Source organism: Sphingobium sp. UBA5915 (genome assembly GCF_002431195.1).
GTDB classification, from domain to species: Bacteria; Pseudomonadota; Alphaproteobacteria; order Sphingomonadales; family Sphingomonadaceae; genus Sphingobium; species Sphingobium soli.
The window spans coordinates 147,059-167,016 of record NZ_DJDV01000098.1 but is presented as its reverse complement, the minus strand read 5'-3'; the positions used below and the strand labels follow the sequence as shown (position 1 = coordinate 167,016).

The window sequence follows — 19,958 nt, the reverse complement described above, 5'->3', positions numbered from 1 at the left end:
AGCATTGGAGCGTTCCGCCTGTCATGAGCCAGCACCAGCTTCTCGACTCCCTCAACCATCGCGATCTGCGCGTGCGCACCGACAGCGCGGCGGAGCTGGGCGACGGCGTCATGGCGTGCCTGCTGATGCCCGCCGAATTTCGCCAGGCGCAGGCGCATTTCCCCATCCTCTTCCGCCGGGATCAGGCCAGCGGCGCGTTCAGCGCAGTCGCGCTGTTCGGATTTGAAAATGGCGAAAATCTTTTCCTTGAGGAAGGCCACTGGGACGCGGGCTACAAGCCTCTGGCCCAGGCGGTGCAACCTTTCCTGATCGGGCGAAGCGCCGATGGCCAAGCGGGCGGTCAGGTCCATATCGACATGGCCAGCCCGCGCGTCCTGGAAACTGGCGAGGATGGCGAGGCGCTCTTCGACGCAGCCGGCAAGCCCAGCCCCTATCTGGACCTCATCGCCCAACGCCTGGGCGATCTCGACGCGGCCTATCGCGCCAGCGCCGACTTTTTTGCCGCACTCGTGCGGCATGACCTGCTCGAACCCTTCACTATCGACGTGCCGCTGATCGACGGATCGAACAATAGCCTCGTTGGCTTTCACATCGTCAATGAAGACCGGCTGCAGACGCTCGATGGCGATGCGCTCGCCGACCTGCATGGCGCGGGGCATCTGATGCCGCTGTTCATGGCCGTCGCGTCCGTCGCGCAATTCAGCGAACTGGTCGCGCGCAAGAACCGCCGGATCGCCCATGGCTGAACCGGCCCCCGCCGCCCTGCCCCCGGTGCGGGAGCTGAAGGTGACGGAAGCGGCGGCGCTCGACGCGCTGCTCGCCAGCGAGGAGACGCCCTTCGTCGTGCGCGGGCTGGTCGCCGACTGGCCGCTCGTGAAGGCGGCGCGGCAGGGTGATCAGGCGGTGCGCGCCTATCTGGCGGACAAGGCCCGTCCGATCGACTTTACCGTCTCGATGGCTGGCCCGGATATTGGCGGGCGGCTGTTCTATGACGATGCGATGGGCGTCAATTTTCGCATGGGCAAAGGCCGCCTGCCCGACATTTTCGCTGGTTTCGACAAGGCGGAAAATCTGCCGGCCGATCAGGTGCCGACCGTCTATCTCGGCTCGGTCGATGTCCATCAGTTTTTCGACGGCGTCGCGCAGGATAACGGGCTCGATTTGGGCGCACGCACGCCGCTCCTGTCGCTGTGGATCGGCAATGCGACGCGGATCGCGGCGCATAACGACTTTCCCGACAATCTCGCCTGCGTGGTCGCGGGGCGGCGGCGCTTCACCCTGTTCCCGCCCGATCAGTTCGCCAATCTCTATCTTGGTCCGATTGACATTACCCCGGCCGGGCGGCCCATTTCGATGGTGGATTTCGCCGCGCCCGACTTCACCCTTCATCCCGGATTTCGCGACGCGCTTGCCCATGCGCAGGTTGCAGAACTGGAACCGGGCGACGCGCTCTTCATCCCCTCGCTCTGGTATCATCATGTCGAAGGGCTGGCGCGCTTCAACATATTGATGAACTATTGGTGGCGCGACAGCCCCCGCTATCTGGGCCAGCCCAACACCGCGCTGCACCATGCGATCATGACGATCCGCGATTTGCCCGACCATGAACGCGCCGTGTGGCGGGCCATGTTCGACCATTATGTCTTTTCCGGCGGCGCGGACGCGCGCGACCATGTTCCCGCGCAGGGTCAAGGCGTGCTCGCCCCGCTCGATGCGCAATCTGCCGCCCGCATGCACCAGTTTCTGCTGAGGAGCCTGTCGCAATGACACAGCCGTCCCTCCCCCGCCGCATCATCGTCGCCGGTGGTGGCACCGCCGGCTGGATGACCGCCGCCGCGCTCGCCCGCACGCTGGGTCCGGTGGCGCAGGTGACGCTCATTGAAAGCGAACAGATCGGCACGATCGGCGTAGGCGAAAGCACCATCCCACCCCTCGTCGCCTATAACCGCATCCTGGGCATCGACGAAGCCGATTTCATGCGCGCGACCCAGGCGACCTTCAAGCTGGGCATCCAGTTCGAAAACTGGCGCGTGCCGGGCGAAGGCTATTTCCACAGCTTCGGTGGCACGGGCAAGGATCACTGGTCAGCGGGCTTCCAGCATTTCTGGATGCACGGCGCGGCGCAGGGCCATGACGCGCCCTATGATGAGTATTGCCTGGAATTGAAGGCGGCGATGGCGGGGCGCTTCGCGCACCTGCCCGACGACCGGATGAACTATGCCTATCATCTCGATTCCGGCCTCTATGCCAAGTTCCTGCGCGCCATGGCCGAAGGCGACGGCGCGACCCGGATCGAAGGGCGCATCGTCGCGGTCGACCTTGATGGCGCAAGCGGCGACATCGCGGCGCTGCGGCTGGACGGCGACCGGCGGCTGGAGGGCGACCTCTTCATCGATTGCACCGGATTTCGCGCGCTGCTGATCGAAGGCGCGCTCCATGCCGGCTATGACGACTGGACCCATTGGCTGCCCTGCGACGGCGCGGTCGCAGTCCAGACCGCCAGCGTGCGCGCGCCCGTGCCCTATACCCGCGCGATTGCGCATGACGCGGGCTGGCAATGGCGCATCCCGCTCCAGCACCGGCAAGGCAATGGCATCGTCTATTGCAGCGCCTTCATGGAGCCGCAGGCCGCGCAGGATCAGCTGCTCGCAACGGTCGAGGGCGACCGGTTGGTGCAGCCCAACCCCATCCGCTTCCGCACGGGCGCGCGGCGGCGGCAATGGCATCGCAACTGCGTTGCAGTGGGCCTTTCAGGCGGCTTCATGGAACCGCTCGAATCCACCTCCATCCACCTTATCCAGCGCGCTGTGCTGCGCATCCTGCGCATGCTGCCCGCCGGCGCGATCAGCCCGCGCGACATTACGGAATTCAACGACCAGCAGATGGCGGACATGGAACAGATACGCGATTTCCTGATCCTGCATTACAAGGCGACCGACCGCCGCGACACGCCCTTCTGGCGGCATTGCGCGGCGATGGCCGTACCCGACAGCCTGACGCACAAAATGGAGCTGTTCCGCGAAACCGGCCGCGTCTTCCGCAAGAATGAAGAATTGTTCGCCGAAAACAGCTGGGTGCAGGTCATGATGGGACAGGGGATCACGCCGCAAAGCTATCATCCCGTCGCCGCAAAGCTGCGCCCGCAGGAACTGGAGCATCTGCTTACCACGCTGCGCGATCAGGTATCCCGGACCGTCTCCGCCCTCCCCGACCATGAAGCCTATGTCGCGCGCTATTGCGGCGCCCAGGATGTGGCGGCGGCATGATGATGCGCGCGCTCTTCCTCGCCGCCACGCTGATGGCCAGCTCCGCCGCCGCGGCCCAGGCACCCAGGGAGGGCGCCGGCTGGTCGCTCGTCTGGTCGGACGAATTTGACGGCGCGTCACTCGACGCCGCCAAATGGAACCTTGCCGACAATTGCTGGGGCGGCGGCAATGAGGAACGGCAATGCTACACCCCCGCCCCCGCCAATCATCGCGTCGCAGATGGCCTGCTGTCGATCATCGCCCGGCGCGAAACGCATAGCGGCCCCGCCTTCCCACCCGACCAGCGCACCACGCCGGAAAAACGGCAGGCGACCAACACAAAGCCTTTCACCTCCGCACGCCTGTCCACCGATGGCAAGGCCGGCTGGCTCTATGGCAAGGTGCAGGTGCGCGCAAAATTGCCGCAGGGTCAGGGGACATGGCCCGCCATCTGGATGCTGCCGGAAGGCTGGGACTATGGCGCCTGGGCAGCCTCGGGCGAAATCGACATCATGGAGGCGGTCAATCTCGGCACGCCCTGCCCCTCCTGTTCCGGCGGGACCGAAAACCGCGTACTCGGCACCATTCATTTCGGCGGGCAACCGCCGCGCAACCGCTATATCGGCGATGAAACCGCCATGCCGGGCGCGCTCGATGGCTTCCATGTCTATGAGGTCGAATGGGACGCCGATGGCATGATCTGGCGCATCGATGGCGTGGATTATGCCCGGCGCGCGCCGCATGAATGGCACAGTCTTGGTTCCGATGCGCCAGGCGCGCCCTTTGACCGGCCATTCCACCTGATCCTCAATCTTGCCATTGGCGGTCACTTGCCCGAAGGACGCAATGACGGGGGCGTCGACAGCGGCGGCTTCCCCAAGATGATGCAGGTCGATTGGGTGCGCGTGTGGCAAAAGGACGCGCGCGCCAAGGCGCCGAGCGGGGGGCGATAAGGCATTTATGGCGCGGCGGCGGCTGGCGGTCACGATCAAGCATGTTGCTGCCGATGCCCAAGTGTCGTTGCAGACGGTCAGCCGCGTCATCAACAATGAACCCAATGTCCGCCCCGAAATGCGCGAACGGGTGCAGGCGTCGATCGACCGGCTGGGCTATGTTCCCTCGATCGCCGCCCAGCGGATGAGCGGATCGCGATCCTATCTGATCCTGGCGCTCAACGACCGGGAACGCACCATTGCCGACTGGCGCGCGCGGCAGGGCACCGACTGGGTCGATCAGATGCTGCTGGGCGGGATGCTGGAATGCGCGGAGCATGGCTATCGCCTGATCTTCGAACTCGTTGACACGCATGAGGATCATCTGGAGCGCGAACTGGGCGCCGCGCTCGCCGCGCTTCAGCCCGACGGCGCGATCCTGACGCCGCCCCATAGCGACAATCAGGAAATATTGCGCATCCTCACCCGCCACCATGTCCCCTATGCCCGCATCGGCGCACTGGGGGATGAAGATGGCCATTGCCCTCCGGGCGTGCGGGTGTCGATGGATGACGAAGGCGCCGCGCGGCTGGCGACGCGGCACCTGCTGGCGCTTGGCCATCGCCGCATCGGCTTTATCGCCGGGCCGGCGGAATATCGGCTGGCGGGCTGGCGCGTCGATGGCTGGCGCGCGGAAATGACGGCGGCTGCCCTCCCCTGCGACGGGCTGCTGGAAGCGGGGGATTTCAGCTATGCCTCGGGCGCGCGCGCGGCGCGCGCGTTGCTGGATCGCGAAGCACCGCCCACCGCCATCATCGCCAGCAATGACCAGATGGCGCTCGCCACCATCGAAGCGGCGCGCGACGCCGGGCTGGACATTCCCCGCGACCTCTCGGTCGTCAGCTTCGACAACACCCCGCTCGTGCGCTTCACCACGCCCCCGCTGACCGCTGTGGATCAACCAATTTCCGAAACCACCGCCACGGCGGTCCGCCTGCTGATACAGGCGCAGCGCGATGGCGCGGACCCGGCGCCTACCGTGGTGCTGCCCATGTCCCTGGTCGAGCGCGGATCGACCGCCGCGCCGCGTGGCTGATCGCGGCCTAGGCGTCAGCGGCCGGGGCTTTCTGCCGCTTTACGCCTTGGCCTGGGCGGGCGCGGCGATCGCCTATACGCCTTTCCTCACCATCCTGCTGCCCGTCCGCATAGAAATGATCGCCGGCCCCGCCAGCGTCCACTGGCTCGCCGTCACGACATTCATCGGCGCGATCGCCGCCAGCATCGCCAACATCCTGTTCGGATGGGCCAGCGACCGCAGCGTCACGCGGCGTCCCTGGGTGCTGGCCGGACTGCTTCTGTCGGGCGGGCTGCTGATGCTGGTGCCGCACGCCACCACCTTGCCTGTCCTCACCGCGCTCATCATTGGATGGCAGGTGGCGCTCAACATGATGCTCGCCCCGCTCGCCGCCTGGGCCGGCGATGTCGTGCCTGACCGGCACAAGGGATTGCTGGGCGGGCTGCTTGCCTTCGCGCCGGCGTGCGGCGCGCTGACCGGCGCGCTGGTGACGATCCCCGGCCTTGCCGATCCGTCCGCGCGGCTGACATGGGTCGCCGCCATCACCGCCGCCTGCATCGCGCCGATCATCCTCTTTGGCGCAGGCCGCGCGCCGGGACATGAAACGCAAAGCCCGGCCCAAGCAGCGGCCCCCATTCCGATGTTGCGCGCGATGGCCACCCGCATGTGGTTCGCGCGGCTGCTCATCCAGATTTCCGAAGCCGCGCTCTTTGCCTATCTCTATGTCTGGCTGCGCGGCATTGACGCCGGATTCGGCGACGCCGGCGTCGCCCGGTTGCTCGCGATCGTCCTGCTGCTCGCCGCGCCGGCGGCTCTTGCGGCTGGCTACGCCGCCGACGCCAGGCGCCGTCCGACGTTACCCTTGCAAATCTCCGCGGTGGTGGGCGCGGTCGGGCTGGCGCTGATGGCGCTCGCCACGACAGGCGGCGCGGCCGCTGCGGGCTTTCTGGTTTTTGGCGTATCGACCAATATCTTCCTTGCCCTGCACAGCGCGCAAACCCTGCGCGTCCTGCCCGATGCGCGCTATCGCGGGCGGGACCTTGGCCTCTTCAATCTCACCAACACGGTGCCTTCTCTCATCATGCCTTCGCTGACGTTGGGGCTGGTGCCGCTGCTGGGTTTCCCGGCGCTCTTTGCCGTCATGGCGCTGCTGGCGCTGGGCGCGGCCTGGCTGTTGCGCGGTGTGTCTATCGGCGCGTCTGATCGCCAGGCTTGATTTTCCTGCGTTGAGGTGACAGGACTTAGTATTGAGAACGTTCACAAGATAAAGTCAGGAAGGATGTCCATGCGCCTTGCCGCTCTGTTCCTCACCAGCGCCCTCGCGCTCACCGGCGCGGCATCCGCGCAGCAGGCGCCCGCCGTGGCTGCGGCGGCCCGTGCCAATCCGGCCGCCTGGCCTCAGGCGCACAGCCCCGCCGCCATCACCGACCCCGCCACGGAAAAGGCGATCGACGCGCTGCTTGCGCGCATGACCATCGAACAGAAGGTCGGCCAAGTGGTGCAGGGTGACATCAGTTCGGTCACGCCAGCCGACCTCGCGCGCTATCCGCTCGGCTCCATCCTCGCCGGCGGCAATAGCGGGCCCTATGGCGATGAACGCGCTGACGCCGCCACCTGGGCCAGGATGGTGAACGACTATCGCGCCGCCTCAATGAAGGCAGGCGCGGGCGTCCCCATCCTCTTTGGCGTGGACGCCGTGCACGGCCATAGCAATGTGCCGGGTGCGACCATCTTTCCGCACAATATCGGCCTTGGCGCGACCCACGACCCCGATCTCATCCACCGCATCGGACAGGCGACCGCCGCCGAAATCGCCGGGTCGGGGATCGAATGGACCTTCGCGCCCACGCTCGCCGTACCACAGGATCTGCGCTGGGGCCGCAGCTATGAAGGCTATGCCGCCGATCCCGCACTGGTGAAATCCTATGCCACCGCCATGGTGGACGGACTTCAGGGCAAGCTGATGCCGGGCAAGCCTCTGGGCCCGCTCCGCGTCGCCGCCACCGCCAAGCATTTCCTGGCCGATGGCGGGACGAAGAATGGCAAGGATCAGGGCGACGCTCAGATTTCCGAAACCGAACTGATCCGCACCCATGCGCAGGGCTATCCCGCCGCGATCGACGCGGGGGCACTCACCGTCATGGCCAGTTTCTCCAGTTGGAACGGCGTCAAGAACCATGGTAATGCCACCCTGCTGACCGACGTGCTGAAAGGACGCATGGGGTTTGAAGGGCTGATCGTGGGCGACTGGAACGGCCATGGCCAGATTCCCGGCTGCACCGTCACCGATTGCGCCGCCGCGCTCAACGCCGGGCTGGACCTCTATATGGCGCCCGACAGCTGGAAGGGTTTGTTCGACAGCCTGGTGCGCGACGTGCGCGCGGGCAAGGTTTCGCAGGCGCGGCTCGACGACGCCGTCCGCCGCAACCTGCGCGTCAAGTACAAGCTCGGCCTGATGGGCAAGACGCAGGTCGGTCGCGGCGATCCGGCGCAGCTCGGCGCGCCCGATCACCTCGCCATCGCGCGTGAAGCCGTGGCAAAATCGCTGGTGCTGCTCAAGAATGAAGGATCGGTCCTGCCGATCAAGCCTGGCGCGAATGTGCTGGTAGCGGGCGCTGGCGCTGACAATATGGCGATGCAGGCGGGCGGCTGGACCATCACCTGGCAGGGGACCGACACGACCGCCGCCGACTTCCCGCGCGGCCAGACGATCGGCCGGGCGATTGCGGACGCGGTGAAGGCGACCGGCGGCAGTGCGCAAATCAACGCAGCGGGCGACGCGCAGGGCACGCCTGACGTCGCCATCATCGTCTTTGGCGAACATCCCTATGCCGAATTCCAGGGCGACGCCGAAAATCTCCTGTTCAAAAATGGCGAGAAGGAATTGGCGCTGCTCAAAGCCATGAAGGCGCGCGGCATCCCGACCGTCGCCGTCTTCCTGTCGGGCCGCCCGCTGTTCATGGGGCCGCAGATCAACGCCGCCGACGCCTTCGTCGCCGCCTGGCTGCCCGGAACCCAGGGCCAGGGCGTCGCCGACGTGCTGGTCGCTGGGAAGGATGGCAAGAGCGCGCGCGACTTCACCGGCCGCCTGCCCTTCGCCTGGCCGGCCGACGCGCGCTCACCCGTCGCCGCGCCGCTCTTCCCGATGGGCTACGGCCTCGACTACGCCCACCCCCATGCGCAAGGGCCGGTCAACGAAGACCCGAAGGTCGAACAAGGCCCCGCTGCCAGCGACAGCCTGTTCCTGCGGACCGGCAAGGCGGTCGATCCCTGGCGGCTCGGCATCGACAGCAGCGTGTCGGCCCGCGCCGTGGACGTCTCCGCGCAGGAGGATGCGCGCCAGTTCGTCTGGACCGGCCCCGGCGCCATCGCGATCGACGGCCCACCGGTCGACATGACCCGGCAGCTGAACGGCGCCTTTGCCCTGCGCATCGACTGGCGCATCGACGCGGCCAAGGGCGTGCCGGTCACGCTGAGCCTGGGCGGCGCGCGCCTCGACATCAGCGACAAGGTGGCGGCGCTGCCGGTCGGCCAGCCATCCAGCCTGATCGTCCCCCTGCGCTGCTTCGCGGACGCCGGCGCAACCTTCGCGGCGGTCGGCACCCCGCTGCGCCTGTCGGCAAATGCGGGCCTGTCGGTCAGCATCCGCGCGATCCTGACCGAAGGCGTCGGCGAAACCCCCACCTGCCCGCCGGTCGCCAAATAGGCGCGAACCTTATAGTCGCTCGCGCATCGCGTGGGCGACGGTGTCCAGCCAGTCGACCACCGCGCGCACGCGCGGCAGGCGTTGCAGGTCGGCATGGATGACCAGCCAGTAGCTGCGCCACACCTCCGCCTCGCCCGGCAGCAACCGGACGAGGCGGTCGTCGGCGTCGGCGGCAAACAGGTGGAGCACGCCCAGTCCCAGTCCCGCCGCTACCGCCGATTGCTGCGCGGCGCTCGAACTGGCGCGAAAGGCAATGGGGGCGCCCGACACGATCTGGTCCAGCGCCATCATCTCGGGGAAACCGGCCAACTCCTCGATATAGGACACGAAGACGTGACGGCTGAGGTCCGCGCGGCTTTCGGGCAGGCCGTGGCGGGCGACATAATCGCGCGAGGCATAGAGCCCCAGCCGATAGTCGGTCAGCTTGCGCGCCACCAACCGCCCGCGCGGCGGCGGCTTCAACATGACGGCAATGTCGGCCTCCCGCTTGGACAGGCTGGCGGCGCGGCTTTCCGACGCCAGCTCCAGCGTCAACCGGCCATGCGCGTCGCGCAGGGCGCCGACATGAGGCGCGGCGAAATAGGCGGCAAAGGCTTCGGGTGTGGCCAGTCGCACCACGCCTTCGACATCGCGGTCCCGCCCCGCCACGCTCGCGGCGGCGGCCAGCAATTCGCTTTCCACCCGCTCGGCATGGGGCACCAGCGCAAAAGCCGCAGGCGTGGGCGTGACGCCGCGGGGCGAGCGGTCGAACAGGCGCGCGGCCAACACCGCCTCCAGCGTATTGATCCGCCGCGCCACTGTGCTGTGGTCGATGCCCGTCCGCCGCGCCGCCGCCAGCATATTGCCTTCACGCATCACCGCCAGGAACAGGCGCAGGTCATCGGAATTGAGCATGGGTATTTCCGCACAGCTGATGTGTCGCCATACCGGTATCGCTGCCAAACGGAAACGTCTATCATCGGCTTGAGAGACAAAGGAGAGGAACAGCCATGCGCTCCATCACCCATTTCATCCACGGCGCCGCCGCGTCGTCCACCGGCGGGCGCGCGTCCGACGTGCTCGATCCCTCGACCGGCGCGGTGCAGGCGCAGGTCCATCTGGGCGACGCCGCCCTGCTTGACCAGGCGATCGAGTCCGCGAAAAAGGCGCAGCCCGACTGGGCCGCCGTCAATCCCCAGCGCCGCGCCCGCGTGCTGTTCCGCTACAAGGAACTGATCGAAGCGCATATGGACGAACTCGCCGCGCTCCTGTCGTCCGAACATGGCAAGGTGATCGCCGACGCGAAGGGCGATGTGCAGCGCGGGCTGGAAGTCGTCGAATTCGCCTGCGGCATCCCGCATCTGCTCAAGGGCGACTATACCCAGGGCGCGGGGCCGGGCATCGACGTCTATTCGATGCGCCAGCCGCTCGGCATCGTCGCGGGCATCACCCCGTTCAACTTCCCTGCGATGATCCCGCTGTGGATGGGCGCGATGGCGATCGCCTGCGGCAACGCCTTCATCCTCAAGCCCTCCGAACGCGATCCGTCGGTACCGGTGCGCCTGGCGGAACTGGCGCTGGAAGCGGGCCTTCCCGAAGGCATTTTCAACGTCGTTCATGGCGACAAGGTCATGGTCGACGCAATCCTGGACCATCCCGATATCAAGGCGGTCAGCTTCGTCGGATCGTCCGACATCGCCAATTATGTCTATCAGCGCGCCGCCGCCAACGGCAAGCGCGCCCAGTGCATGGGCGGGGCCAAGAATCACGGCATCATCCTGCCCGACGCGGACATGGACCAGGCGGTGGCCGATATCGTCGGCGCGGCCTATGGCTCAGCGGGCGAACGCTGCATGGCGCTGCCGGTGGTGACGCCGGTCGGCGAAGCGACCGCGCAGGCCTTCCGCGACAAGCTGGTCGCCGCGATCGAAACGCTGCGCCCGGGCATCCCCAGCGACCCGCAGGCGCAATATGGCCCGCTCGTCACCGCCCAGCACAAGGCGCGCGTCGAAAACTATATCCAGATGGCGGCGGATGAAGGCGCGGAAATCGTGGTCGACGGGCGCGGCTTCTCGCTCCAGGGCTATGAAGAGGGCTTCTACCTCGCCCCTACCCTCATCGACCGGGTGACACCGCAGATGAAAAGCTATCAGGACGAAATCTTCGGCCCCGTGCTTCAGATCCTGCGCGCCGAAACCTTCGGGGAAGCGCTCAGCTATCCGTCCAAGCATCAATATGGCAATGGCGTCGCCATCTTCACCCGCAATGGCGATTATGCCCGCCGCTTCGCCGCCGATGTCGAAGTCGGCATGGTCGGCATCAACGTGCCGATCCCGGTGCCGGTCGCCTATCACAGCTTTGGCGGCTGGAAACGGTCGGGCTTTGGCGATCTCGACCAATATGGCGAAGATGGCGTGCGCTTCTACACCCGCACCAAGAAGATCACGCAACGCTGGCCCTCGGGCGGCGCGGTGATCGACCAGAGCTTCGTCATTCCGACGATGAAGTAAGGCGGCAAAGGGGGTGCGCGCCGCTGGCCGCGCCCCTTCGATCCGTTTGACGCGGCCGGCGACGCGCCGTAACGGCCATCGCATGATCGCGCTGCTCTCCCCCGCCAAGACGCTCGATTTCGAGCGCACCCTGCCTCCACTCGAACCGACCACGCCGCAATTTGCGGATGAAGCGCAGAGCCTTGCCCGTTCGGCCGCGCGATTGAGCCAAAAACGGCTGGCGGAGCTGATGCACATCTCGCCCAAGCTCGCCAAGCTCAATGCCGACCGCTTTCGCGACTTCCCCGACCTGCCGCAGCGCCCTGCGCTCTTCGCCTTTGCCGGCGACGTCTATACCGGGTTCGAAGTCGATACGCTGGAAGAAGCGGGCGTCGCCTTCGCGCAGGATCATGTCCGCATCCTGTCGGGACTTTATGGCCTGCTTCGCCCGCTCGACGCGATCCGCCCCTATCGGCTGGAAATGGGCACGCGCTGGGCGCCCCGGCACAAGGCGCTGACCGACTGGTGGGACGATCGCATCGCCAACTATCTGCGCGACGAAATTTCGGCGGAGGGGTCAGGGGTGGTCCTCAATCTCGCCAGCCAGGAATATTTCGCAGCCGTCAAGGGTCGCCTGCCCGACGTGCGCATCGTCGACGTCGATTTTCGCGAACCGGGCCCCGACGGCCCGCGCTTCGTCAGCTTCCACGCCAAGAAGGCGCGCGGCATGATGGCGCGCTGGATGTGCGAACATCATGTCACCGACATCGACGCGATGCGCGGCTTCGACAGCGATGGCTATCGCTTCGATGCCGCCGAAAGCAGCGCCGACCAATGGCGGTTCGTGCGGTCATGAGCGGCGCTGCGGTCATCATCGGCGCGTCCGGCGGCATCGGCGGAGCCTTCCGCGCGCTGCTGGAAGAGGAAGGCGCCTTTGACCAGGTCCATGGGTTTGCCCGCTCCTTTAACGGCGCAAACCATGTCGACCTGCTCGACGAAGCCAGCATCGCCGCGGCGGCGGCGCAGATCGCCTCCGGCCCCGCGCCCACGCTGGTGCTTGTCGCTACCGGCCTGCTGCATGAAGGGGATCATGGGCCGGAAAAGGCGCTAAGGGAGCTTGATCCACAGTGGCTGGCGCGCAGCTACGCCGTCAACGCCATCGGGCCGATGCTGGTCGCCAAGCATGTCCTGCCACTGATGCCGCGCACCGGGCGCACCGTCTTCGCCGCCCTGTCGGCGCGGGTGGGGTCGATCGGCGACAATCGCCTGGGCGGCTGGCACGGCTATCGCGCGTCGAAGGCCGCGCTCAACATGATGATGCGGAACGTCGCGATAGAGGAAAAGCGTCGCAACGACCGCTCGATCGTCGTCACGCTGCATCCCGGCACCGTCGATACCGGGCTTTCCCGTCCGTTTCAGGCCAATGTCCCCGACGGTCGCCTGTTCGATCCCGAACGCGCCGCAATGCAGTTGCTCGACGTGGTCGAAGGGCTGAAAGCCGCCGACAGCGGCAAGCTGTTCGACTATCAGGGGGAAGAAATCCCCTTCTGACCGCCCTATCCCCGCTGGACGGTTCGCGCGCCGCGCGGTAGGCGATGAAACCGGCGTTGCAGACTGACGTCTGACCGGCGACCGGCTTTATGGGGCATGGCATGGAACAGGCGGAATTGCTGCGGCGCATGTGGGGCCGGGTCGAGTTGTGCCGTCGGCTCGCCATGACTACCACCGATCCGCACACTGCCGACGCGCTGATCGAAATGGCGAATGAGGGCGAGGCAGATATCCGGCGATTGATGGCCGAGCCGGACCATCATCCCCCCATGGCGTCGCCGCCCGCGCGATAGGCGATGCACCATCATCGCATCAGGCCTGGTCGGTAAGGGGCGGGGCATCCTGCGCCTTTTCCGGCCGGATATAAATGGACGCCAGTTGCGGCATCGCTGCCTTCAATTGTGTTTCGATCGTTTCGATCAGCGCCTCGCCTTCGCCCATCGACAGATCATCGGTGAAATCGGCGCTGATCGCGACGAACACGGCGTCGGGCGCGGTGTGGATGGTGCGGACATGATTGACGGACTGGATGGCGTCATAGCCTTCCAGGAGCGCGCGGACCTGTGCGATGATGGCCGGGTCGGCGCTTTCGCCGATCAGCAGCCCCTTGGCTTCGCGCGCCAGCAACAGCGCGACCAGCGCCAGAATCGCCCCGATCATGATGGACGCGACGCCGTCTATCCGCGCATCCCCGACATAATGGCTGACCGACACGCCGATGCCGGCGACGACCAGCCCCAGCAGGGCGGCGCTGTCCTCGAACAGGACGATGAAACCCGCCGGATCCTTCGACCGCCGCACCGCCGTCCACCAGGGTGTATCGCCCCGCTTGGCGTCGAATTCACGCACCGCGATCGTCCAGGATGCGCCCTCCAGCAACAGGGCAACGCCCAACACGACATAGTTGATCGTCGGATCGCGCAGCGGTTCTGGCTCGCGGATATGAACGAAGCCTTCGTAGATCGACACGCCTGCGCCCAGCGCAAAGATCAATATGGCGACGATGAACGCCCAGAAATACAACTCGCGGCCATAGCCGAAGGGATGGGCGTGGTCCGGCCCCTTGCGCGCCTGGCGCTGCCCGTACAGCAACAGCAGCTGATTACCGGAATCGACCAGTGAGTGAACGCCCTCGGTCAGCATGGAGGATGAACCACTGATCCCGGCTGCCACGAATTTGGCGATAGCAATGCCGACATTGGCGGCCAGAGCGCCGTAGAGGACGATATTCTCGCGCATGCCGCCCCCCTTCGCCATGGATCAGCGCCGATGGCCGGGAACGGGCGTGAACGGGATCGCAACCATCGGGATCATCATGGCGACGGCAATGATCCGGCATGGCAAAGGGTTCCGCTCTCTGGCGTCCAAATCCTGGCTCACTGCGCCGCGGGGTCGGCATAGGGCGCGCCGCAGCCGCTTAATCCTTGGACTTATGCTCAGGCTTGCCCTTACGCTTGGTCGAGGCCCTGTCTTCCAGTTCCTTCTCGCTCATGGATTCCACCATGGACCGGGACGCGCCCTGAAGCTCGCTCTTGGGTGTGTCGCCACGCTTGGCCGAAAGCGCTGCGCCGGCGGCTTTTTGTTGTGCGGCTGATTTCGCTGGCATGAACCATCTCCTTCAATCGCCCCGCTCCCACCACATCAATGGACGAACCGCCGCCTTGTTCACTTCGGCTAGACAAAAGCCCACGCTATCCCAAAATGAGATAAATATTGTTAGTTAGCTAACGAACTAACTCGGCAATTTTTCTTTTGTCGCCTTTGCTGTCCGCGTTCGTCAGCATGCCATTATGGATCGAAAGCCCCTGCCTCTGGTTTGGCAATCAATGGACATCTCGATCAACCCGGAATGGCAGCGGCTTCTTCCCTATGCGCTGGGCGGGGCGGTCGTCCTGTTACTCCTCTTCAACATCCCCTTCATTGGCCGCATCCTGCGCGCACTGCTTTCCATTGGCCTGCTCGCCATCGGCCTACTCATCCTCGCCCAGCGCGCGCCTTTCGATCCCGCCCTGTCGCAAATCCAGTCGCGCCTGGGTTGGGCCGATCAGGAGACGCAAGGAAACACCGTCCGCATCCGCATGTCCCCGGACGGCCACTTCTGGGCGAGAGCGACCGTCAACGGCGTCCCGCGCCGCATGCTCATCGACAGCGGCGCGACGGTCACAGCGATTTCACAAAGCACGGCCCGCGCCGCGTCAGTGGCCCCGCAAAGCGGGATCGTCCCCGTCCTGATGCGCACCGCCAACGGCACCGTGCGTGTCGAAACAGGAACGATCGACCGGCTTGAAATCGGCGGCCTGGAAGCACGGGATCTCAGCGCCGTCATCTCGCCCGCCCTGGGTGACGTGGACATATTGGGCATGAACTTCCTCACCCAACTCGCATCCTGGCGCGTCGAGGGTCGCACCCTGATCTTGGAGCCTTCCGCGCCCGCCGCCGGTTGACACGCCGCTCGCCGTCCATGATGCCCTCTGACCCGATGCCTGCCACCGGGAAATGTTGCGCCAGATTAAGGTGATTTCGATGCTGATTCCTTCGCCAGGCTGATATGGGTGGCTCATGACTACCGATGCCTCGCGCAGCCCCGTTGCCTCCCCCCCTTCCTGGAGCGAGGCGGAGCGTATGGCGGCACTCGACAGCTATGCCATTCTCGACACCCCGGCCGAACCTGATTTCGACGATCTGGTGCTACTCGCCGCTCAGGCACTTGATGTACCGATCGCGGTCATCAACCTGATTGCCAGCGACCGGCAATGGTTCAAGGCGCAAATCGGGCTTGCCGCGCGCGAAATGCCGCTCGAAGTGTCGATCTGCACACATGCGCTCTCGCAGGATGATGTCCTGGTCGTGCCCGATACCAGGTTGGACGACCGGTTTGCCGACAACCCGCTTGTGACGGCTGACGATGGCCTGCGCTTCTACGCAGGGGCCTTGCTGCGCACGCCCGAAGGCATTCCCATCGGCACGCTGTGCGTTCTTGACCGAAAACCCCGGCCTGGCGGGATCACGGACCAACAACGCCATCTGCTCAACCTGCTGGCGCGGCAAGCCACGACCCAGATGGAATTACGCCGGATCGTTGCCCTCACCGATCGGCGCGCCGACGATTTGCGCAGTATCGAAGAGCGGTATCGGCTGGCTGGCCGTGCCACCAACGACGCCATCTGGGACTGGGATCTCGGCACCGATCATGTCGAATGGAACGAGGCGTTAGAACGGGCTTACGGGTTCGACCGGGCTGAGGTTGAACCGTCCGGCGCGTGGTGGATCGCGCATATCCATCCCGACGACCAGGATCGTATTGCCACAGCCATACATGACGCCATCGACAGCAAGGCCATTCATTGGTCGGACGAATATCGCTTCGCCCGCGCCGATGGCAGCTACGCGCCGGTGCTGGATCGCGGCTTCATCATTCGGGATGCGTCAGGCCGGGCGACCCGGATGATCGGCGCGATGCTGGACCTGAGCGAGCGCCGCGATCGCGAGGTTGCGCTCAAAACCAGCAATGAACGGTTCGAGGCGGCGGTCGCGGCCATCGACGGCTATCTGTGGACCAACAGCGCGGACGGAAAAATGCGCGGTCCTCAGCCGGGCTGGGCCCAACTGACCGGGCAAAGCCAGGAGGCCTATCAGGGCTATGGCTGGGCTGAGGCTGTCCATCCCGACGATGCCCAACCCACGATCGACGCCTGGAACGAAGCGGTCGCCGCGCGCAAGATGTTCATTTTCGAACATCGCGTCCTGTGCGCAGACGGCCAATGGCGGCGTTTCTACATTCGCGCGGTGCCGATGTTCGATCCGGACGGCAATCTGCGCGAGTGGGTGGGCATCCATACGGACGTGACATTACAGCGCGAGCAGGAAGACAGCCTGGCCGCCAACGAAATGCGCCTGCGCTTCCTGGACGATCTCAGCCGGGAAATCACGGTCGCCGATGATGCTGACAGGGTCATGGCCATCACGACCCGGATGGTGGCGACCCATCTGGGCGTGTCCAATTGCGCCTATGCCGACATGGATGAGGATGAGGACGGGTTCACCATCCGCGGCGATTGGGCGGCGGCCGGCTCCTCTTCGATCGTGGGCCGTTATCGGTTGAGGGATTTCGGCGCGATGGCGCTGGAACGGCTCCACGCCGGGCTGCCGCTGATCATCAACGATAATGCCCGCGATCTGCCCGCGCACGAAGCCAGGACATTCCAGGATATCGGGATCGCGTCGACGATCTGTCTTCCGCTGATCAAAGGCAACCAGTTGACCGCGCTCATGGCCGTCCACGATGCCCGGCCGCATGACTGGACTCCATCGGAACTGCGCCTTATCGCATCAGTGGCGGAAAGATCCTGGGCGCATATCGAGCGGGTGCGCACCACCGTCGCCCTGGCGGAACTCAATGCCAGTCTGGAGCAGCGGGTCGAGGAACGATCCCGTCAACTTGTCGCGACGGAAGAAGCGTTGCGGCAGGCGCAGAAAATGGAAGCCGTCGGCCAGTTGACCGGTGGCATTGCGCATGATTTCAACAATATGTTGACGGGCGTGATCGGTTCGCTGGACTTGCTTCAACGGCATCTGGCCGCCGGGCGCCAGGACCGCATCGATCGCTATATCGACACGGCGATGACGTCGGCGCAGCGTGCAGCCTCCCTGACGCAGCGCCTGCTCGCTTTTTCCCGCCGCCAGTCGCTCGACGTGACAGCCGTGAATGTCGGCGACCTCGTCACCGGCATGGAAGACATGCTGCGGCGAACGATGGACGAGAATATCCGGTTGGAAGTGCACCTGCCCGAAGCGACATGGCTGGCCAAAACCGATCACAATCAGCTGGAAAGCGCGTTGCTGAACCTCGCCATCAACGCCCGCGACGCCATGCCCCATGGCGGCACGCTGACCATCGCTGCGCGCAACACGCCTTCGAACGAGGCGACGGGCCTCGACGCGGACGACATGCAGGCGGATGATTTCGTGGAAATCAGCGTCTCCGACACCGGCACGGGCATGAGCGAGGATGTGCTGGCCAAGGCCTTCGATCCCTTCTTCACGACCAAGCCGATTGGCGCGGGCACGGGCCTTGGCCTTTCGATGGTCTATGGTTTCGCCCGCCAGTCGGGGGGCCAGGTCCACATCACGTCCGCTCCGGAAGAAGGGACCACGATACGGCTCCTGCTTCCCCGTCACGTCGGCGAGAAGGAAGAAGCTGGGAGTGAGACAGTCGAGGTGCGCCCGGCCGAGCCGGGCGAGTGCGTGCTGCTGGTCGAGGATGATCCATCGGTCCGGCTGCTGGTCTGCGACGTGCTCGATGATCTGGGATATGAAGTGTGGCAGGCGCCCGATGGTCAGACGGCCATCACGCTGGCCCAGACCATGCCGCGTATGGATCTGCTGATCAGCGATGTGGGGCTGCCCGGCATGAATGGCCGCCAGCTCGCCGATATTTTACGAGGCGACCGCCCTGACCTGCGCATCCTGTTCATCACCGGCTATGCCGAACGGGCAACGGTGCGTAGCGAATTTCTGGGCCAGGGCATGGAGATGATCGCCAAGCCCTTCGCGATCGACGTCCTGTCCGCCAAGATTCGCGAGATGATTGAGGCACCCGCGCCTGCGGCCTGACCGCCGGTGAACCTATGGTCGTGGTTTCGGGTTTAGAGGGAATGCCCGGCCTTTCCTCCCCCGAACCCTATATCCTGTGGCTTACCGGCGCAGGCATATTGATAACCCTCGTCGCATGGTTACCGCTGGCCTTGAGGCGACTTCCGCTGTCGCTGCCCATCATCTGCATGGCCGCTGGCGCCGCAATATTCCTTATCCCCCCCATCACCTTCAGACCTTTGCCGACCATCCTGCCCGATGTCGCAGAGCGGCTGACCGAGTTCGTGGTCATCATTGCGTTGATGGGGGCTGGGCTGAAGCTGGACCGGCTTTTCAGCTGGCGGCGCTGGAACGTCACCTGGCGGCTATTGGGCATCACGATGCCGCTTTCGATCGCAGCGATCACGCTCATCGGCGTTTACGGGCTCGGCATGTCGCTGGCCATGGCCCTGCTGCTGGGCGCCTGCCTCGCACCGACCGATCCGGTATTGGCGGCCGATGTACAGGTTGGACCGCCCAAAAGCGGCGAAGAGGACGAGGTCCGCTTCGGGTTGACATCTGAAGCCGGGTTAAATGATGGCCTGGCCTTCCCTTTCGTCAATCTCGCCATTGCGCTGGCGGCCGTGGCCGCTGGTTCGGAGGAGCCGTGGTTCCGCAACTGGCTGCTCCACGACGTCCTCTGGGAGATCGGCGTCGGATTGATCGCCGGCTGGGTCATCGGCCGCCTGTTTGGCTGGCTGACATTCCATGTGCCCGCGAAAAATCGCTTGGCGCAAACCGGCGACGGGCTGATCGCGCTAGCCGCGACGCTCATATCCTATGGTGCTGCCGAAATGGTAGACAGCTACGGATTTCTCGCGGTGTTTGTTACCGCTTTGACCCTGCGCCGTTCGCATCGGGACCATGATTTCCAGCGCGAGATGCATGCCCTGACCGAACAGGTAGAGCGGCTGGCGATGATGGTGGTGCTAATCCTCTTTGGCGGTGCGCTTGTCAGCGGGTTGCTGGCGTCGCTCCAATGGGTGGACCTGATGGCCGCGATCGCGATCATCCTTCTGGTGCGCCCCGCCGCGGGTCTTGTCGGTTTGATCGGCCTGCCGGCCGAAAGGAGCGAGAAGATGACGCTCGCCTTCTTCGGCATCAGGGGGGTGGGGTCCTTCTATTATCTTGCTTATGCGATCAACGCGGGCGGCTTTGGATCGGGCGAGCATCTATGGTCGATCGTCGGCTTAGTCGTCCTGCTTTCCATCCTGCTGCACGGCCTGAGCGTCACGCCGATCATGCGGGCCATGGATCGGCAGCAGGGCCGCGATCCAGACGGACCTTCTGCCTGCCCGGAAAGTGTCTAACCTAAGTTTGATAGCGCATATCTGTCCGGAACGCGGTTTT

Annotated in this window: 17 protein-coding genes; 14 read left to right on the top strand and 3 right to left on the bottom strand. The window is 65.3% G+C overall.

What is annotated here, in order from left to right; genetic code table 11:
- The first annotated feature begins 23 nt into the window (after window positions 1-23).
- From B2V90_RS17945 to B2V90_RS17915, 7 genes are all read left to right on the top strand, one after another.
- Window positions 24-746 (top strand): SapC family protein, encoded by a 723-nt coding sequence (locus B2V90_RS17945; RefSeq protein ID WP_228221941.1) that lies wholly within the window; start codon window positions 24-26, stop codon window positions 744-746.
- Window positions 739-1,767, top strand: a complete 1,029-nt coding sequence (locus tag B2V90_RS17940) for a cupin-like domain-containing protein (RefSeq protein WP_228221942.1) — start codon at window positions 739-741, stop codon at window positions 1,765-1,767. Before B2V90_RS17945 ends, B2V90_RS17940 begins: the two co-directional genes overlap by 8 nt.
- The gene (locus tag B2V90_RS17935) at window positions 1,764-3,266 is read left to right on the top strand and encodes a tryptophan halogenase family protein (RefSeq protein ID WP_228221943.1); all 1,503 of its coding nucleotides are present in this window, start codon (window positions 1,764-1,766) and stop codon (window positions 3,264-3,266) included. Before B2V90_RS17940 ends, B2V90_RS17935 begins: the two co-directional genes overlap by 4 nt.
- Window positions 3,263-4,198 carry a glycoside hydrolase family 16 protein gene (locus tag B2V90_RS17930; protein ID WP_228221944.1) on the top strand — a complete coding sequence of 312 codons (936 nt, stop codon included), beginning with the start codon at window positions 3,263-3,265 and terminating at the stop codon, window positions 4,196-4,198. Before B2V90_RS17935 ends, B2V90_RS17930 begins: the two co-directional genes overlap by 4 nt.
- Before the next feature lie 7 nt (window positions 4,199-4,205).
- Complete coding sequence (locus tag B2V90_RS17925) at window positions 4,206-5,273, top strand: LacI family DNA-binding transcriptional regulator (protein WP_228221945.1); 1,068 nt, start codon at window positions 4,206-4,208, stop codon at window positions 5,271-5,273.
- Window positions 5,266-6,468, top strand: coding sequence for an MFS transporter (locus tag B2V90_RS17920; RefSeq protein WP_228221946.1), 1,203 nt, complete (start codon window positions 5,266-5,268; stop codon window positions 6,466-6,468). Before B2V90_RS17925 ends, B2V90_RS17920 begins: the two co-directional genes overlap by 8 nt.
- 63 nt (window positions 6,469-6,531) lie before the next feature.
- Window positions 6,532-8,958, top strand: a complete 2,427-nt coding sequence (locus B2V90_RS17915) for a glycoside hydrolase family 3 protein (protein ID WP_414711620.1) — start codon at window positions 6,532-6,534, stop codon at window positions 8,956-8,958.
- Window positions 8,959-8,967: 9 nt separating this feature from the next.
- Here the strand turns inward: B2V90_RS17915 and B2V90_RS17910 are convergent, their stop codons facing one another.
- Window positions 8,968-9,852 carry a LysR family transcriptional regulator gene (locus B2V90_RS17910; RefSeq protein ID WP_228221948.1) on the bottom strand — a complete coding sequence of 295 codons (885 nt, stop codon included), beginning with the start codon at window positions 9,850-9,852 and terminating at the stop codon, window positions 8,968-8,970.
- Window positions 9,853-9,947: 95 nt separating this feature from the next.
- On the opposite strand from B2V90_RS17910, the gene B2V90_RS17905 reads away from it, so the two are divergent.
- The 4 genes from B2V90_RS17905 to B2V90_RS17890 all read left to right on the top strand — a co-directional run bounded on the left by B2V90_RS17905 (window position 9,948) and on the right by B2V90_RS17890 (window position 13,270).
- On the top strand, window positions 9,948-11,447 hold the full coding sequence (locus B2V90_RS17905) for a CoA-acylating methylmalonate-semialdehyde dehydrogenase (protein WP_228221949.1): 1,500 nt from the start codon (window positions 9,948-9,950) through the stop codon (window positions 11,445-11,447).
- Between the two features lie 82 nt (window positions 11,448-11,529).
- Complete coding sequence (gene yaaA / locus B2V90_RS17900; protein ID WP_228221950.1) at window positions 11,530-12,282, top strand: peroxide stress protein YaaA; 753 nt, start codon at window positions 11,530-11,532, stop codon at window positions 12,280-12,282.
- Window positions 12,261-12,977, top strand: a complete 717-nt coding sequence (locus tag B2V90_RS17895; RefSeq protein WP_293922625.1) for an SDR family NAD(P)-dependent oxidoreductase — start codon at window positions 12,261-12,263, stop codon at window positions 12,975-12,977. Before yaaA ends, B2V90_RS17895 begins: the two co-directional genes overlap by 22 nt.
- 101 nt (window positions 12,978-13,078) lie before the next feature.
- Window positions 13,079-13,270, top strand: coding sequence for a hypothetical protein (locus tag B2V90_RS17890; RefSeq protein WP_156784245.1), 192 nt, complete (start codon window positions 13,079-13,081; stop codon window positions 13,268-13,270).
- Between the two features lie 19 nt (window positions 13,271-13,289).
- Here B2V90_RS17890 and B2V90_RS17885 read toward each other — a convergent pair whose 3' ends face one another.
- Together B2V90_RS17885 and B2V90_RS17880 are read right to left on the bottom strand one after the other, a co-directional pair.
- Entirely contained in the window at window positions 13,290-14,216 is a 927-nt protein-coding gene (locus tag B2V90_RS17885; RefSeq protein ID WP_228221952.1) for a cation diffusion facilitator family transporter, read from the bottom strand.
- A gap of 178 nt (window positions 14,217-14,394) precedes the next feature.
- Complete coding sequence (locus tag B2V90_RS17880; RefSeq protein ID WP_293922623.1) at window positions 14,395-14,583, bottom strand: DUF3008 family protein; 189 nt, start codon at window positions 14,581-14,583, stop codon at window positions 14,395-14,397.
- A 220-nt stretch (window positions 14,584-14,803) separates the two neighbouring features.
- Between B2V90_RS17880 and B2V90_RS17875 the strand changes: the two genes are divergently transcribed.
- The 3 genes from B2V90_RS17875 (at window position 14,804) to B2V90_RS17865 (ending at window position 19,918) form a co-directional block, all read left to right on the top strand.
- Entirely contained in the window at window positions 14,804-15,421 is a 618-nt protein-coding gene (locus B2V90_RS17875; RefSeq protein WP_228221953.1) for a retropepsin-like aspartic protease family protein, read from the top strand.
- A gap of 115 nt (window positions 15,422-15,536) precedes the next feature.
- Window positions 15,537-18,590, top strand: a complete 3,054-nt coding sequence (locus B2V90_RS17870) for a PAS domain-containing protein (protein ID WP_293922621.1) — start codon at window positions 15,537-15,539, stop codon at window positions 18,588-18,590.
- 41 nt (window positions 18,591-18,631) lie between these two features.
- Window positions 18,632-19,918, top strand: coding sequence for a cation:proton antiporter (locus B2V90_RS17865; RefSeq protein ID WP_228221955.1), 1,287 nt, complete (start codon window positions 18,632-18,634; stop codon window positions 19,916-19,918).
- Window positions 19,919-19,958: the final 40 nt, after the last annotated feature.

Excerpts from the sequence above, each read along its gene's own strand:
- B2V90_RS17935 (WP_228221943.1), top strand. The coding sequence starts at position 1,764 with ATGACACAGCCGTCCCTCCCCCGCCGCATCATCGTCGCCGGTGGTGGC.
- B2V90_RS17915 (WP_414711620.1), top strand. The coding sequence starts at position 6,532 with ATGTCCATGCGCCTTGCCGCTCTGTTCCTCACCAGCGCCCTCGCGCTC.
- B2V90_RS17945 (WP_228221941.1), top strand. The coding sequence starts at position 24 with ATGAGCCAGCACCAGCTTCTCGACTCCCTCAACCATCGCGATCTGCGC.
- B2V90_RS17875 (WP_228221953.1), top strand. The coding sequence starts at position 14,804 with ATGGACATCTCGATCAACCCGGAATGGCAGCGGCTTCTTCCCTATGCG.
- B2V90_RS17865 (WP_228221955.1), top strand. The coding sequence starts at position 18,632 with ATGCCCGGCCTTTCCTCCCCCGAACCCTATATCCTGTGGCTTACCGGC.
- B2V90_RS17880 (WP_293922623.1), bottom strand. The coding sequence starts at position 14,583 with ATGCCAGCGAAATCAGCCGCACAACAAAAAGCCGCCGGCGCAGCGCTT.
- B2V90_RS17930 (WP_228221944.1), top strand. The coding sequence starts at position 3,263 with ATGATGATGCGCGCGCTCTTCCTCGCCGCCACGCTGATGGCCAGCTCC.
- B2V90_RS17940 (WP_228221942.1), top strand. The coding sequence starts at position 739 with ATGGCTGAACCGGCCCCCGCCGCCCTGCCCCCGGTGCGGGAGCTGAAG.
- yaaA (WP_228221950.1), top strand. The coding sequence starts at position 11,530 with ATGATCGCGCTGCTCTCCCCCGCCAAGACGCTCGATTTCGAGCGCACC.
- B2V90_RS17910 (WP_228221948.1), bottom strand. The coding sequence starts at position 9,852 with ATGCTCAATTCCGATGACCTGCGCCTGTTCCTGGCGGTGATGCGTGAA.
- B2V90_RS17895 (WP_293922625.1), top strand. The coding sequence starts at position 12,261 with ATGGCGGTTCGTGCGGTCATGAGCGGCGCTGCGGTCATCATCGGCGCG.
- B2V90_RS17885 (WP_228221952.1), bottom strand. The coding sequence starts at position 14,216 with ATGCGCGAGAATATCGTCCTCTACGGCGCTCTGGCCGCCAATGTCGGC.
- B2V90_RS17905 (WP_228221949.1), top strand. The coding sequence starts at position 9,948 with ATGCGCTCCATCACCCATTTCATCCACGGCGCCGCCGCGTCGTCCACC.
- B2V90_RS17890 (WP_156784245.1), top strand. The coding sequence starts at position 13,079 with ATGGAACAGGCGGAATTGCTGCGGCGCATGTGGGGCCGGGTCGAGTTG.
- B2V90_RS17870 (WP_293922621.1), top strand. The coding sequence starts at position 15,537 with ATGACTACCGATGCCTCGCGCAGCCCCGTTGCCTCCCCCCCTTCCTGG.
- B2V90_RS17925 (WP_228221945.1), top strand. The coding sequence starts at position 4,206 with ATGGCGCGGCGGCGGCTGGCGGTCACGATCAAGCATGTTGCTGCCGAT.